Here is a 15824-nt window from a genome sequence, read left to right as displayed (position 1 = left end):
CCTTCGTTCGAGGGCGGTTTTTTTGTGCCTGAAAATTGCGTTGAATCAATATTTTCAAGAACTTGTTGAGTGTTGTTGTAAGAAATTAAAATGCTTGTGTTATGGAAACGGTAAAAATAGGCGTACAAAATGTGATTTTAAGAAAATGGCAAAAAGGTGATGAGGATAGCTTGGTAAGGCATGCAGATAATATGGCTGTGGCCAAATTTCTGAAAGATAGTTTTCCAAAGCCATATACCTATTCAGATGCCGTTCAGTGGATTCGTTTTGCCAATAGAAGCATTGATTCCTATAACTTGGCAATCACCCTTAACGATAAGGTAATTGGAGCAATTGGAGTAGAAAAACAGCAGGATGTTTATCGAAAATCAGCAGAATTGGGATATTGGTTGGGCGAGGAATACTGGAACAAAGGCATCATGACCAATGTGGTAAAAGAGATGGTTGAATTGGCCTTTCAGAATTTTTCGATCGTACGTTTGTATGCTTATGTTTTTTCGGGCAACAAAGCTTCATCCGTTGTACTTGAAAAAGCTGGATTTGAATTGGAATCGATTCAAAAATCAGCCATTTATAAGAACGGACAATTTATGGATCAGATGGTGTATACCATTGTAAGAGTATAAAAGAATAAAAAAACGCACAGAACCAGAACTCTGTGCGTTTCTCTTTTTTAAACCAATATTTTATTCTCCATCGAAGATGATATTGTACGACTCCCAAAACTTTTTATCGTAAGGCATATTCTCATAATAAGCTCTTTTTTCAATTACTTCCGGATTTTCGGTATTGATCTTCGTAATCAACATCTCCGTATTGATATCAATTGATTTTGGAATGTCCGTCTCTTTTTCCTTTAATTCGTGATGACGCTTGTAAGTTACATAGCTTAGGTAGTATCTGCCCGAATGTTGTTTGTAGGTTACGCTAAAATCGTACTCAATTTTTAGTGGCTTCCAATCCTGTCGGTTTTCGTTCACATAAAAACTTCTTCCCTGCGGAGAGTAATTGGTGGCAACAACATGAGTTTCATTTTTAATTACAGCGTAATCTTTGGTTTTGATGTAAAGTTTTCCAGAATAACTTTTTGCATAGTAATCACCCGTATTACTAAGCATTGGGCGTTTGCTCTTGTAACTAATTACCCAAATTGAATCATTTTCATACTCGGTAATCTGATCTAATTTTAAATCGTAAAAGCTAATGTGATTGCCATTTAAAACATTGCCTCGGCTTCTAACAATATCCATTTCAAGCAATTCGTCCAAAAAAGTAGAACCATCAGCCAATGAAGCTGGCTCAAAATTCTTTCTTACCTGTAGAAACTTGTAGCCTCGCTCTTTAAAAACCTGGTACGCGTCGGCGCGCTGATATCCTTTGTCATCATAAATTCTTACAGCAGCTTCGCGCAAGCGGTTTAGTTCTTTATTTTCAAACTTCTCCGAACGGTAATACACATCGTAATTAAATGGAGTCTGTAAATAATTGTCTGGAATTCTTTCCAATGCCGTTTTTATTCTCTTTTGTAAAACAAGCGATTCAGCCATAATTTCAACCTCTCCAATGTTGTAGTTTTTAGGTGTAAGTACAATCTCAAGAGTATCTACACCTATGCAATCTGCAACTTTAGCTGTATAAGTCGAAAATCCAACTGCAGAAGCCTGAATCATTCTTTCACGATACTTTCCCGGAATTTTAAACTCAAAAATTCCATCCAGGTTCGATGCCGCTCCAATATAAGACCCAATCACGCCGACATTGGCAAATGGAATTGGCTCATTGTTTTGTTTGTTGCTAAGCTTTCCAACAATTCTGATAATTTCAGACTTTTCATCTTTTGTTTCATTCTCTTGTGCAAAACCAACAAGAGAGAATGCGCAGAGCATTACAAGCAATAATTTAAACTTTTGCATGATATGTAGGATTATTTCTTTTTTCGTTCAATCAAATTCTTTGCCAAATCGTATTTGACCAAAGCCTCTTACAAAGATATGTTAATATCAGAGCAAGAAAAGTGAATGTGAACAGAATCCCTTTAAAAAATGTTAATTTTATTCAGAAATATTTATTTTTTGTTGAATAAAAAATATCTTCGCTTGTAATTCTGTTATTAATAGAAAAGATTTACTACCGAAATAAAACAAATGTCCTATGAAAAGTAAATTGCTTGTTCTGTCTTTGGCATCATTAATGCTTACTTCATGCGTGGTTTCGAAGAAGAAATATGAAGAACTGGAGTATGCAAAACGTCGAAGCGATGCTAAAGTATCAGCCTTAGATAAGGAAAATTCAAAAAAGAAAAAACATATCGATCAGTTAAACTCAAAACTGGATAAAACTTTGGCCGAGTTTAACGAGATGAAAAACAGCATGGCTGAGAGCAATGCAAAAAAGAATACCGAGATCGATGAGATGAGCACAGAGTTAATGGGGTTGGCATCAGATACAACAGCCTTAAAATCCAAATTGCAGGAAACACTTGCCAAATACAACGATTTGATCAATAGAAACAGTAATAACGAAGACGCTATTGCCGATTTGAACAAGCAAATTAAAGAACTAAAGGCAGACTCTACTAAACTGGCACAAGAACTAAAAACCGCAAGTGTAGAAGCCGAATGGGACAAGAAAAAACTTGATACAGAAAAGCAAAAAGCAAAAGAAGCCGTAGCTGCCAAAGAGCAAATTATTAAAGAAAAGGATGGCAAACTGGGTTGGTTACGAAAGGAAATTAAAAGGTTGGAAGCAGAACAAAAGGAGTTAAATGAAAAACTTGAGTTTATGACCAACCAAAGAAATCTTTTCAAAAAGCAATACGAGAAAGCTACAGGAAAGAAATAAGAGATAGGAAAGAATAATTTAAACCATGAATTGCTTAGGCTTTGCTTCTGTAATTCATGGTTTTTCATTTGTTTTTGAATAGAAATAGTGAATCTTGTGTTTAAAAGTATATCTAGATATCTTGATTTAATAGATCTTAATTTTTAGCTTTGCACACATGAAAGTTTTATTGATATCACTTGTAGTGATTGCCCTTATTGCTTTCCTTTCTACCTGGATTGGACAAAAGCTAAGAGCACGCAAGGGGGAGATGGAAGAAGAACCAGAGGCCGAGCCAATGGAAGAGTGTTGCGGTGCGCATGAGATTTGCGAAACCGACTTGCTTAATAAGATGTCCGAAGAAATCATCTATTATGAAGATGAGGAACTGGATGCTTATAAAAATTACGAGGAGAACGACTACAATGATGATCAGATTGATGAATTCCGTGAAGTATTGTATAGCCTAAAAGAAAAAGAGATTGAAGGCTGGATGAGAAGCCTGGAATTGCGTGAAATTGAAATGCCTTCTGTAATTAAATCAGAATTGGTATTTATGTTGGTGAAATAATAGAACATATAAGATATGACTGAACCGTTTTGTATTACAGGACGGTTTTTTTGTGCCCTCTCTCATTTCTTAATTATGGATGTAATTTCAAGTCAGTACAAGTTTGTTTCCGGGCGATTGTTTTGTAAATTCATGATTTCAAAATTAATCCATCAAGAGCATTGAAAGCCATTTTATTTTCGTTAGGAAGCCGGGGAGATATTGAACCTCTGTTTGCTTTGGGAGAAATTCTCAGGAGCAAAAATTGGGAGGTGATTTATGTGTTTCCAGAACAATTCCGAGAATTGGTAGAGGGTGAAAATACTAGCTTTTATCCTTTTACCAAAGAATTTCTGGAGCTGCTGATTACCAGTGAGAAATCGAAACAACTTACAAGCAGAAGTGGTTCCTGGTTGAGTCGTGTTAAAGTGCTGATTGGGTTGGCTGTAAAGTCAATTAAAATTAATAAAGAAGTACTTGCCAGGCAACATGAGATTCTTGAGCAGGAGCAAGCCGACTATGTTTTTTTCAATCAGAAATGTGTTTACCCGATTTTATGGGAGCTTCAGAATCCGGGGCGGGCAATATTTGTTCATCCCTTTCCTTGTTTTCTTCACAAGGTGAAACAACACTCTATCATTGGTTTCTCGGGTGGAGGCAATTATGGAACGATACTAAATTCATTTACATACCGGCTTCAAACTGTGATTTTATCGATAGCAGTTTATTTTTCAACGAAAAAATATCACAAAGAAATACAAGGAGCTAAGCTGAATCCTGTAAGCATAAAAAGAGCCTTGCTGAATCGTTGCAAATCGGTTTACATGCTTTCACCATCGCTGTTTAAGCAGCCTGAATATTGGCCTCAAAATGCCAATGTTGTTGGTTATTATGAGCGCAATAAGTTGAAGAATTGGCAAGCCGATAAGAAGTTAATTGGATTTTTGAAGAAGTATCAAAAAATTGTGTTCATTACCTTTGGAAGCATCTCAAATTCAAATCCGTTAGAAAAAACAAAGGCAATACTTTCTGTTTTAGAAAAGCATAAAATTCCTGCTATTGTGAATACTTCCTGGGGTGGTTTAATTCAACCCGAGAGCCATGCAGATCATATCCATTTTGTGAATCAGATTCCTTATGAATGGATTATGCCAATGGTCTATGCCGTTGTTCACCATGGCGGTTCGGGTACTACACATACTGCCTTGAAATATGCATGTGCTAATTTAATCATACCTCATTTTATCGACCAGTTTTTCTGGAATAAAACCATTCATCAATTGGAGGTGGGCCCAAAAGGGAACTCTATAAAGAAGTTAAATCGCAAAAATTTCGAAAGCAAGCTTCTGGATCTGTTGCAAAATCCAGTTTACAAGAAAAATGCAGAAACAATTGCAAAGCAGATGAGAAATGAAAATGATATTGAGAAATTACTAGAGCTTATTCTTAGGGAATATTAGTGTAATTCGATCAAACTTGTTACAGACTTTTTACTTTTAAGAATCTTGCATTTAAAATTCTCTTGAATTAAAGAAAAAAAAGGCTAATTCACAGGAATCAATCAGTCTTCTTTCTTGTTAAAAATCAGAAAATTAACTTTCGAAAATTAATTTGTATCATTCTATTCAAATTAGGCCATACTTCCTATTTTAATTGCTACCTTTGCCGCTCATAAAATTTATAGAATGAATTCATTTGAAAATCTTGGTCTTTCAAAGGCCATACTAGAAGCTATTTCCGAATTAGGCTTCGAAACCCCAACTCCTATCCAAGAACAAGCCATCCCAATTCTTCTTGACGGAAGATCTGACTTTGTGGGATTGGCTCAGACCGGAACAGGAAAAACGGCGGCTTTCGGTTTACCTTTGCTTGAGCTTATCGAGCCTCAGGTAAAAATACCGCAAGCTTTGATTCTATCCCCAACAAGGGAATTGGGAATCCAAATTGCAGACGATCTTAAGACATTCTCGAAGAATATCTTAAACTTGAATGTTGTAAATGTGTACGGGGGTGCAAGTATCGAAGAGCAAATTCGAAAATTGAAAAGAGGAGCACATGTAATTGTGGCTACCCCGGGGCGTCTTCTTGATTTAATTAGAAGGAAGGCTGTTAACTTATCTGCTGTTGAATATTTAATTCTTGATGAGGCAGATGAAATGTTGAACATGGGATTTAAAGAGGATATTGATGCCATCTTATCTTCTACATCCGAAGAAAAAGTGACTTGGTTGTTTTCTGCAACTATGCCAGCTGAAGTTCGACGAATCTCTAAGAACTATATGACTGATCCTGTGGAAGTAACTGTAGGAAAGGCAAATACAACCAACAAGAATATTGAACACCAATATTACATGTTGAACAATCGCGACCGTTACAATGTATTGAAACGTGTGGTTGATTTTTATCCAGATATTTATGGTATTATTTTCTGTAGAACCCGAAAGGAAACTCAGGAAGTTGCCGAATTATTAATGAAAGATGGTTACAATGCCGATGCTTTACATGGAGATTTAACTCAGGTTCAGCGCGACAGGGTAATGCGTAACTTCAAGAATAAATCATTGCAATTATTGGTTGCTACCGATGTTGCTGCTCGTGGTATCGATGTTGATGATCTTTCTCACGTAATTCATTACAACCTGCCAGATGAGTTGGAATTCTACACTCACCGTAGTGGTCGTACCGCTCGTGCTGGAAAGAAAGGAATTTCCATTGCTTTGGTAACTCCTAGAGAGGAGCGCAAAGTAAAAGATCTTTCGAGAAGATTGAAAGCTGATTTCGAGCAAGTGAAAATTCCTGTAGGAAAAGAAGTGTGCGAGCGCCAGTTAATGAACTTCATGCATCGTGTTAACGAAGTTGAAGTGGAAGAGGAAGAGATTGCACCATTTATCGATGGAATTAACGAAGAATTAGAAAACCTAAATCGTGAAGAGCTGATTAAACGCTTTGTTTCTTTAGAGTTTAACCGATTTTGGGAATATTACAAGAATGCTGATGATTTGAACCTAAAATCAACTACCCAGAGAAGAAACAAAAAAGAGGGTAGCAATGGTGAAGATCGATTGTTTATCAATATTGGTAAGAAAGATGGTATCGATGTACCTCGTTTGTTAAACCTGATTCACAAACAGTGTGGTGTTCGTGGTAAAAACGTAGGTAGAGTTGACCTAAAAGGTGTGTTCTCATTCTTTGATGTGGACAACGGATTTACCGATGAAATTATTAAAGGATTTGCCGGAGCCGTTATTGGTGGAAGAAAAATCAGAATTGAAGTTTCGGGAGACAGACCATCGGAGAGTGGACATCGAAAAGGACGCTCACGAGGAGGAGAAAGAAGTAGGGGAGACCGAGGTAGAGGAGATCGAAGAGATAGAGGTTACCGAAAAGATTCTTCAAAAGATCGCAGAGGAAAAGGCGATGGAAAAAGAAATTTTGACAGAAAAAGAAAAGAGGCGTAAGCCTCTTTTTTTTATGGAGTTAAATGATGTTTAAATTTATATTGTTTAAAAAAAGATAAATAAAAAGCGCATACGTTTGAGAGTAAGTCGCACATAATTAATGACCTGTAGGCTTTAATTTACGCTAATTTTTATTTAAATTTAATCTATGGAAATCTGATTTTGGATTTTTATTATGAAAAAATTTATTTAATTATTATGCTATGAAGAAATTCTACACACGAACCTCATTGCTAATTTTATTGGCAATGCTCACTACCTTCCATGTTAATGCCCAAAATGCCGATGAAAAATGGGGCCTTGGTATCTATGCCAATTTTAATAGTTATAAGGGAGACCTGGGTAATGGCTTCTGGACCATTGAACCTCGATTCCCGGTTATCGGTGCAGCCAGTTTAAGCAGATATCTTAATTCATCATTTGATGCGGAGTTTAAACTTAGCGTATTCAATTCAAAATACAAGAAAGAGTTTGCCAACTTTGATGATTGGTTGGTAAATACTAACCTTAACCTTAGGTATAAATTCAATAATGGATACATTCTTGACGAAGATGTTAGAATTTCCCCATTCCTGGTTGGAGGATTTGGTAGTTCCTTTGTAAATGCGGAAGGAACTGCTTATGGAAATTATTTTGATCGAGATTATATCAACCTGAATTTCTATTATGGTGCCGGTATTAAATTTAGAATCGATGAAAGATGGAGTATTCTTTTAGAGACAGGTATTTTCTATCCATTAAATGATAAATACGATGGCGTTAAAAGTAAGAAGCGAGATACCGAAATGTACCATGATAAATTCATGCAAAACAGCATTGGTGTGGTGTACAGCTTTGGCGCTTCATCAGATTCTGATGGTGATGGAGTAAGCGATAATCGCGATGAATGTCCAAATACTCCTTCAGGGGTTCAGGTAGACAAAAACGGTTGTCCGATAGATACCGATGGTGATGGCGTACCAGACTACAAGGATGAATGCCCAATGCTGGCAGGAAGCGCATTGTTGAACGGTTGCCCGGATTCTGATGGCGATGGTGTACCAGATAAAGATGATAAATGCCCGAATGTAAAAGGAGAAGTTCAATTTGCCGGTTGCCCTGATACCGATGGCGATGGTGTACCTGATGCAGAAGATGAGTGCCCCGATGTTAAGGGTTTAAAATCGCTGAATGGATGTCCTGATTCAGATGGAGATGGTGTACCAGATAAAGATGACCAATGCCCGAACACAAAACCAGGATACAAGGTTGATGCCAATGGATGTGCTTTTGACGATGACAATGATGGTGTTGTTAACGAGGAAGATAAATGTCCGAATGTAGCCGGACCGGCCAGCAATTACGGTTGTCCTGAAATTAAAGCGGAAGTGAAGAAAGAACTTGAGTTTGCTGCTAAAAACGTTCATTTTGCTTCGGGTAGGGATGCACTTACAGCAAAGTCAAAGAAAATACTTGACGAAGTGGCAAGGATCATGAATGAGCATCCTGCTTACTCCTTGAAAATTGCCGGTTATACCGATAGCCAGGGGAAAGATGAAATGAATTTGAAATTGAGTGATAAAAGAGCGCAGGCAACAAAAGCTTACCTAATCTCTAAGGGAATCTCTTCGGCTAAAATTGACGCAAAAGGATTTGGAGAAGCCAATCCAATTGCAGACAATACAACCGCGGCTGGCAGAGCTTTAAACAGAAGAGTTGAATTTGAATTAAATATTAAATAAAAACCAAAACAAGAAAAAAATGGATATGGATGTAATTTTTAGTAAATCAGATCAGTTGTGGAACATGGCGATGGCTTATGCGCCAAAGTTGTTATTGGCTATTGTCACCCTTATTATCGGTTTGTGGATTATTAAAATAATCACAAAAGGAATTGCGAAATTGATGGATAAAAATGAATTGGATGCAACATTAAAGCCATTCATTGTTAGTATGCTATCGATACTGTTGAAAGTGATGCTCTTCATTGCTGTGGTAGGAATGATTGGTGTGCAAATGACTTCGTTTATTGCCATCTTGGGTGCCGCGGGTTTGGCAGTAGGTATGGCTTTATCAGGAACACTACAAAACTTTGCTGGTGGCGTAATGATTTTGATCTTCAAGCCATTTAAGGTTGGAGACTTGCTTGAAGCTCAAGGTTATCTTGGTGTTGTAAAAGAGATTCAGCTTTTTAATACAATTCTGCTTTCGCTTGATAATAAGACAATTATTATACCTAATGGTGGTTTGTCAACAGGGTCAATGATCAATTATTCGACTCAGCCTACCCGAAGAGTTGATATGACATTTGGTATTGGTTATTCTGACGATATTGACAAAGCGAAGGGAATATTGGAAGGATTATTGGAAAACCATCCAAAAGTATTGAAAGATCCGGCGCATTTTATTGCCGTTTCAGAATTGGCAGATAGTTCGGTTAATTTTACAGTAAGAGCATGGGTAAATGCAGCCGATTACTGGGATGTATTCTTCTTTATGCAGGAAACAGTGAAGAAAGAATTCGACAAGAACGAAGTTGGAATTCCTTTCCCACAGAGAGATATTCATGTTTACAATCATTAATTGTTTTTGATGAAATGATGAGGAGGCGAAAGCCTCCTTTTTTTGTGTAAAAAACAATCGAATAACAGGAAATAATAAACTTATTATTTAGCTTTGATTGTTTAATTTAATTCAATGCTAAATGATCCGATTCTCAAAAAAGAAAATCATCGTAGTCTCAATACTTACTGTACTTTTTGTACTCTTCTTTTTTCTCTCTACAATCGTAAAACACTATGTAATTAAGCATTCTGAAGAACTAATCGGCAGAAAACTTCATATTGCAGAATTACATTTTAACTATGCAAAAGTTGCTGTTCGCATTAAGAATTTACACTTATATGAAGAAAATGGAAGTGATGAATTCGTTGCATTTAAGGAGTTGTATGTAAATGTATCTCCCTGGAAATTGTTGTCTGGAGAGTATTCTGTCTCCCAAATATACCTCGATGGTTTAAATGTTTCTGTAATTCAGGATAGCCTGGGCTTTAATTTTGATGATTTGTTGCCCGCTGAAGAAAGTGTTTCGGATAGTTTAGCAGTTGAACCGGAGAATAAAAACACAAAATTCTCCATTTACAATATCGAAATAAAAAATAGTGATGTGGCTTATTTTGATAAGGAAAAGGATAACCTGTTGGATTTGAAGAATATTAACCTGGAATTGCCTGTTGTTGCCTGGGATAACCAGAAATCGGAGATGGGTGTAGATTTTTCATTAGGCAATGAAGGAAATGTTGGGATAAAAGCTGATGTGGATCATTCCAATGAGCGATACCAAATCGATCTTACTGTTAGTTCAGTTGATATCAGTCCATTTCTTGCTTACCTAAAAGATTACATGAAAATATCAAGCATGAATGGGAAAATGAATACATCGCTTACAATTGATGGAAGTATGACAGATTTTATGGATGTATTTGTGAAAGGTGATGCCAGCTTAAACGATTTTAAGTTATTGGATCAGGAAGGAAATCGGTTTCTTGCTGCAAAATCTGCTTTGGTAGATTTAGATTCTTTGCATATTGGCAAGTCTTACTACAAAATTGGAAAAGTAAGTCTTGTTAAACCGGAAATATATGCCACTTTATTTAAGAACAATACCAATTTTGAAAGGGTGTTTCAGCCAGTTATGGTTGTTGATTCAGTTGAAATGGAAACAGATTCTATTGTGAAGGAAGCTGAGATGTTTTACGCTGTTGATACCACAATAATTGAAGGTGGATTTTTACAGTTTGTTGATAAAACATTAAACCGTGATTTTGTATACGATATTCAGGATATTGGGATAAGTCTTGGTGAAATTACCGCTCTTGCCAAGAGTGTCCCGGTAAACTATTCGATGAACTTGAATGGAGGAGGAGAAGTTAAAGGAAATGCCAGGTTTAGCCTGCAGAATGTTCATAATTTTAGCTTGGATAGCAAACTTTCAGGTTTGGAATTAATGAGCTTTTCGCCATATACAGAATTTTATATTGCCAGGCCAATTACACAGGGAACTTTAGATTACAATTGCAGTATTGATATGAAGCCAGATCATCTGGAAAATCAAAACCAAATAAAAATTTCTGAATTCGATTTTGGGAAGAAGACCAATGATCCTAATACAATAAAAGCTCCGGTCAGACTGGCCTTGTATCTTCTAAAAGATCAGAATGACAATATTGAATTTGACTTGCCTGTTTCGGGAAATCCTAAGGAACCTAATTTTAAATTGCGTAAAATCATTTGGAAGACATTCATGAATTTTCTCGTAAAAACGGCAGCAAAACCTTTTGGAATTTTGGGAAGTATAGCGGGAACAAATCCCGAAAGCATTGAAACCATTCCGATGGAATATTCAAGAGTGGAATTGGAGAAGAAGCACAAAGCAACTTTGCAGGATATTTCAAAAATTATAGAGAAAAAGCCTGAGCTCGTATTTACCTTCACCCAGGAAACAGATGATACATTGGAGAAGGATTTAATCGCGCTAAGCAAATGTTCTAAAATGTATGCTGAATTGGATGTAGCTGAAAAAAACGAACTGTTTGGTGCTGATTTTGTAGCTTGGGCAGAAGATAAGCCTACATTTTTGAATTATAAACTCGGGCAAAAATTGGAGATTACAGCTCCATTCAAAGAAAAATGTCATTCCATTATTGGAGATCAAAAATTAAAAGCGATGTTGGATTCCATTATTGATGGAAGAAATCATTCATTGAAGGTCTACATGAAAGACAGTTTACAAATTTCTCCAGACAACTTTACGGTCAAGACAGCCGATTTAAGAAATCTGTCCGACCAACAAAAGGAAGCAAAATTTAGAGTGGAAGTTTCGATTAAATAGTTTATATGAGTCATAATCAAGTATTAGATAATACAAAGACTTTGCTCTTGCAAGATATCTTGTAAAACTATGTATTTTTTTATATGTTTGTTACACCATGAATCACGAAATCAACGAATACTTTATAACAAAATGGAAGTCTCAATTCAAAAAGGGACTCCTGGAATACATTATCCTCTTACTATTAAGATCGAAGCCATGTTATGGTTACGAATTAATTAGTGAAATGAATCAATTTACCTCGCTTGAAATTGCGGAAGGTACAATTTACCCTCTCTTGAACCGACTGAAGAAAGAAAAGTTGGTGACTTCGGAATGGGCAGAAATGGATACTGGTATTCCAAGAAAATACTACAAACTTACCGACGAAGGCGCTTCGCATTTGGAAATAATGCGCGAGTATGTTGATTCCTTAAACCTATCTATTAAAAGGATAAAGGAGAATGCGTAAAACTGTTAATTACAATTAATTACCAAAGGGAATGAAGGACTATATTTTATCCTTAGATCAGGGAACGTCAATTTCGAAAGCAATTTTATTTAATAAGAAAGGTGAAATAGTTGCGCAAGTTCAGAAGGAGTATGAGCAGTATTATCCGAAACCAGGGTGGATTGAGCAAGATGCCAGGGAAATATGGTATTCGCAAGCATCGGTGGCTGAAGAAGTATTGGCAAAGAAAGGATTAAGCGGGAAAGATATCGCAGGAATTGGAATCACCAACCAAAGGGAGACTACCATAATCTGGGATAAAGAAACGGGAGAGCCTATTAACAATGCCATTGTTTGGCAGGATAAAAGAACATCGAGAATTTGCGATGAGCTTAAGGAGAAAGGTTACTCTCAGAAAATAAAAGACAAAACCGGTTTGATTTTGGATGCATTCTTTTCTGCAACCAAAGTAAAATGGTTACTTGATAATATCGAAGGCGCAAGAGAAAAAGCCGAACAAGGTAAATTGGCTTTTGGTACTGTAGATAGCTGGTTGATCTGGAAACTAACCAAAGGAGAACTTCATGTAACTGATGTGTCGAACGCAAGTCGTACGATGCTTTATAATATACACGATTTGTGTTGGGATCAGGAATTGCTGGAATTGCTTGATATTCCAGAATCTATTCTGCCAAAAGTATGCTCTTCGAGCGAAGTGTATGGGCATACCCGAAGATCAATGTTTGGAGAAGAAATTCCAATTTCTGGTATTTGCGGTGATCAGCAGGCAGCACTTTTTGGACAAGCATGCTTCGAGAAAGGTATGATTAAAAATACCTATAACACAGGTTGTTTTATTTTAATGAATACTGGCGATAAACCAGTACAATCGAAAAATGATCTGATTACAACCATTGCCTGGGGAATTGGTGATAAAGTTACCTATGCACTTGAAGGAAGTGTGTTTATTGGAGGTGCTGTAATTCAATGGCTGCGCGATAGTTTGAATTTAATTCATTCTATTGAAGAAATTGAATCGCTTGCTCTAACTGAAAAAGATAATGGAGGAGTTTATATTGTTCCTGCCTTTACAGGATTGGGAGCTCCCTATTGGGATCAGTATGCCAGGGGAACTTTCTGGGGATTAAATATGGGAACCAGCATTGGCCATATTGCTCGCGCTTCGCTGGAATGTATTGCACACCGATCATCGGATGTGTTAAAAACAATGGAAGCGGACTCTGGTATGAAGGTAGAACAATTAAGAGGTGGAGGTTTGATGGCCAATGATACCTTACTACAATACCAGGCAGATTTCCTTGATTTGCCAATTGTTCGACCTGAAATTAAAGAAATTACCGCTGTTGGAGCAGCATACCTTGCTGGCTTGGGTGTGGGTTTCTGGGATAGTGTAGAAGAAATTCAGAACCATTGGAAACTCGATAAGGAGTACGAAGTTAAAATGGATAAGGATACGGTAAAACACCATAAAAAATACTGGGAAAAGGCGGTTAGTCGTTCTCAAAACTGGATCGATTCAGAAGATTAAATATGTCTGATTCAAGAGATATAGGATAGGTTATTTCAAGTTATGAGATAACCTATTCTTTTTTTTTGGTATTCGTTTTAAGCTGATTGATGACTAAGAAACACAGTAATCGTGGGTGTTTTAGCTTATGCAAACCTTTTAGACTAAATTAAAATAATACATTTTTTCACCAAGCACCTTGTATAACTAAGTATTTTATTTAGCTTTGTAATGTTCAAGTTTGAAAAAGAGTACCTTTTTACGAATTTGAATCTTAACAGGAAGAGTACTTCCGTTTTTTTTGACAAAGGTACATAGTAAGACAATGTACTGTGTATTCAGATTTATATTTTAATACTACTATGGAAGATGTAAGATTTGATATGCAAATGGGGAATCGCCTCTATTCTTTTTTTCTTGACATTTTGTCGGGACAAAAAGAACAGGCAACTCAGGAGGAAGAAGAAGCGAAAGGAAGTATTTGGGAATACTGGGAGAAGGAATTGTAGAAGAATCAATAGGTTGTGCAGTCATGGATAGAGGAAAGATGCTAAGAGAAGTAAAGAGTGCAAATCAGAAATGGGATGTTATCATTGTAGGTGGCGGAGCATCGGGTTTGGGCGCAGCCATTGAATCTTCGACTCGTGGTTACAAAACCCTTCTTCTTGAACAGGATGATTTCGCCAAAGGTACTTCGAGTAGAAGTACAAAGTTGGTTCATGGTGGCGTTAGATATCTTGCTCAAGGAAATATTTCCTTAGTTCTTGAAGCTTTAAGAGAAAGAGGTTTGTTAAAGCAAAATGCACCTCACCTGGTAAAAGACCAATCTTTTATTATTCCAAATTACACATGGTGGGGAACGCCTTACTATACATTAGGACTTACTTTGTACGACTTGATGGCAGGTAAGCTGGGATATGGACGATCATTGCCATTCTCGAAAAAAAGAACACTAAAGTATATTCCAACTCTTAAAAGCGAAAACCTAAGTGGTGGAGTCGTTTATCACGACGGACAGTTCGATGACTCGAGATTAGCCATTAATATGTGTCAAACATTTGTTGAAAATGGTGGTGTTGCGATTAATTACATGAAAGTGAATGGTTTTGAGAAAACCGATGGTAAAATCACTGCGGTAAGGGCAATTGATCTCGAAAATGGAGAGTCATATGTAATTGAAGCTAAGTCTGTTCTGAATGCAACCGGAGTTTTTGTTGATGATGTGATCAAAATGGACAAACCAAAAGCGAAAGATATCGTAAAGGTGAGTCAAGGTGTTCACTTGGTGTTAGATAAAGAGTTCGTTCCGGGAGATTATGCCGTAATGATTCCTAAAACAAGTGACGGACGTGTATTGTTTGCTGTACCATGGCATAATAAAGTGGTTGTTGGTACTACCGATGTACACAAAGATAAAGCAGAATTAGAACCGAAGGCGTTGGAAGAGGAAGTTGATTTTATTTTGGAAACTGCAGGCAGATTTCTGGAAAAACCACCTAAAAGATCAGATGTAAGAAGCGTATTTGCTGGCTTAAGACCTTTGGCTGCACCTACACAGGATGGTGCCAAAACCAAAGAGATCTCGAGAGGACATAAAATTGTTGTGTCGGAATCTGGTTTGGTAACTCTTACAGGTGGGAAATGGACTACATACCGACAAATGGCTGAAGATGTAATGAATACAGTAGCCAGAACAGCAGGTTTGGAGCAGAAAAAATCAAAAACAAGAAATTTGCGAATTCACGGATATAAAGAAAATCCGGATTTGAGTAATCCAATGTATTTCTATGGATCGGATGAGGAGAAGATCATGGAACTTGCTAAAAAAGAGGATGGCTTACATGAATATTTAAGTAAGGAACTAAGTGTAATTAATGCACAAGTGGTTTGGGCTGTTCGACATGAAATGGCAAGAACGGTTGAAGATGTTTTATCTCGCAGAACCCGAGCCTTACTACTGGATGCGAAAGAGAGTGTGAAGATGGCTCCAAAAGTTGCCGAATTAATGGCAAGTGAGCTTGGATACGATAAAAAATGGGAAGAAAATCAGGTAAAGAAATTTAAAGATTTGGCAGCCCAATACATACTGAAATAGGAATAATGTAGGACGAATTGAGCAAGGCATTTATTAAAGGTAGTTCTTAGTCTGTTATTTATAACTACTGATT

Annotated in this window: 13 protein-coding genes; 12 read left to right on the top strand and 1 reads right to left on the bottom strand. The window is 36.9% G+C overall.

Annotated features, from left to right (window positions below):
* The first annotated feature begins 101 nt into the window (after window positions 1-101).
* Window positions 102-626, top strand: a complete 525-nt coding sequence (locus ELS83_RS03935) for a GNAT family N-acetyltransferase (protein ID WP_171594226.1) — start codon at window positions 102-104, stop codon at window positions 624-626.
* Window positions 627-686: 60 nt separating this feature from the next.
* Here ELS83_RS03935 and ELS83_RS03930 read toward each other — a convergent pair whose 3' ends face one another.
* A complete protein-coding gene (locus tag ELS83_RS03930) occupies window positions 687-1913 on the bottom strand; it encodes a carboxypeptidase-like regulatory domain-containing protein (RefSeq protein WP_171594225.1) in 1227 nt (408 codons plus the stop codon).
* Window positions 1914-2151: 238 nt separating this feature from the next.
* Between ELS83_RS03930 and ELS83_RS03925 the strand changes: the two genes are divergently transcribed.
* The 11 genes from ELS83_RS03925 to ELS83_RS03875 all read left to right on the top strand — a co-directional run bounded on the left by ELS83_RS03925 (window position 2152) and on the right by ELS83_RS03875 (window position 15751).
* Window positions 2152-2841, top strand: coding sequence for a hypothetical protein (locus ELS83_RS03925; protein ID WP_171594224.1), 690 nt, complete (start codon window positions 2152-2154; stop codon window positions 2839-2841).
* A 157-nt stretch (window positions 2842-2998) separates the two neighbouring features.
* Window positions 2999-3391: a phospholipase gene (locus ELS83_RS03920; protein WP_171594223.1), complete on the top strand. Its 393-nt coding sequence runs from the start codon at window positions 2999-3001 to the stop codon at window positions 3389-3391.
* A 161-nt stretch (window positions 3392-3552) separates the two neighbouring features.
* Window positions 3553-4830: a glycosyltransferase gene (locus ELS83_RS03915; RefSeq protein ID WP_171594222.1), complete on the top strand. Its 1278-nt coding sequence runs from the start codon at window positions 3553-3555 to the stop codon at window positions 4828-4830.
* Window positions 4831-5055: 225 nt separating this feature from the next.
* Window positions 5056-6828: a DEAD/DEAH box helicase gene (locus ELS83_RS03910; protein WP_171594221.1), complete on the top strand. Its 1773-nt coding sequence runs from the start codon at window positions 5056-5058 to the stop codon at window positions 6826-6828.
* 203 nt (window positions 6829-7031) lie between these two features.
* Entirely contained in the window at window positions 7032-8549 is a 1518-nt protein-coding gene (locus ELS83_RS22425; protein ID WP_171594220.1) for an OmpA family protein, read from the top strand.
* Between the two features lie 19 nt (window positions 8550-8568).
* Window positions 8569-9390, top strand: coding sequence for a mechanosensitive ion channel family protein (locus tag ELS83_RS03900; protein WP_249414403.1), 822 nt, complete (start codon window positions 8569-8571; stop codon window positions 9388-9390).
* Between the two features lie 121 nt (window positions 9391-9511).
* Window positions 9512-11698, top strand: a complete 2187-nt coding sequence (locus tag ELS83_RS03895; protein WP_171594219.1) for an AsmA family protein — start codon at window positions 9512-9514, stop codon at window positions 11696-11698.
* 97 nt (window positions 11699-11795) lie between these two features.
* Complete coding sequence (locus ELS83_RS03890; RefSeq protein WP_216616358.1) at window positions 11796-12149, top strand: PadR family transcriptional regulator; 354 nt, start codon at window positions 11796-11798, stop codon at window positions 12147-12149.
* A 31-nt stretch (window positions 12150-12180) separates the two neighbouring features.
* Window positions 12181-13677 (top strand): glycerol kinase GlpK, encoded by a 1497-nt coding sequence (glpK, locus tag ELS83_RS03885; RefSeq protein ID WP_171594218.1) that lies wholly within the window; start codon window positions 12181-12183, stop codon window positions 13675-13677.
* A 341-nt stretch (window positions 13678-14018) separates the two neighbouring features.
* A complete protein-coding gene (locus tag ELS83_RS03880) occupies window positions 14019-14165 on the top strand; it encodes a hypothetical protein (protein WP_171594217.1) in 147 nt (48 codons plus the stop codon).
* 23 nt (window positions 14166-14188) lie between these two features.
* A complete protein-coding gene (locus ELS83_RS03875; RefSeq protein ID WP_171594216.1) occupies window positions 14189-15751 on the top strand; it encodes a glycerol-3-phosphate dehydrogenase/oxidase in 1563 nt (520 codons plus the stop codon).
* Window positions 15752-15824 lie beyond the last annotated feature (73 nt).

The sequence above is a fragment of the Marinifilum caeruleilacunae genome (assembly GCF_013141825.1).
In the GTDB taxonomy this organism is placed as follows: Bacteria; Bacteroidota; Bacteroidia; order Bacteroidales; family Marinifilaceae; genus Marinifilum; species Marinifilum caeruleilacunae.
This window is presented reverse-complemented; position numbering and strand designations above follow the sequence as displayed.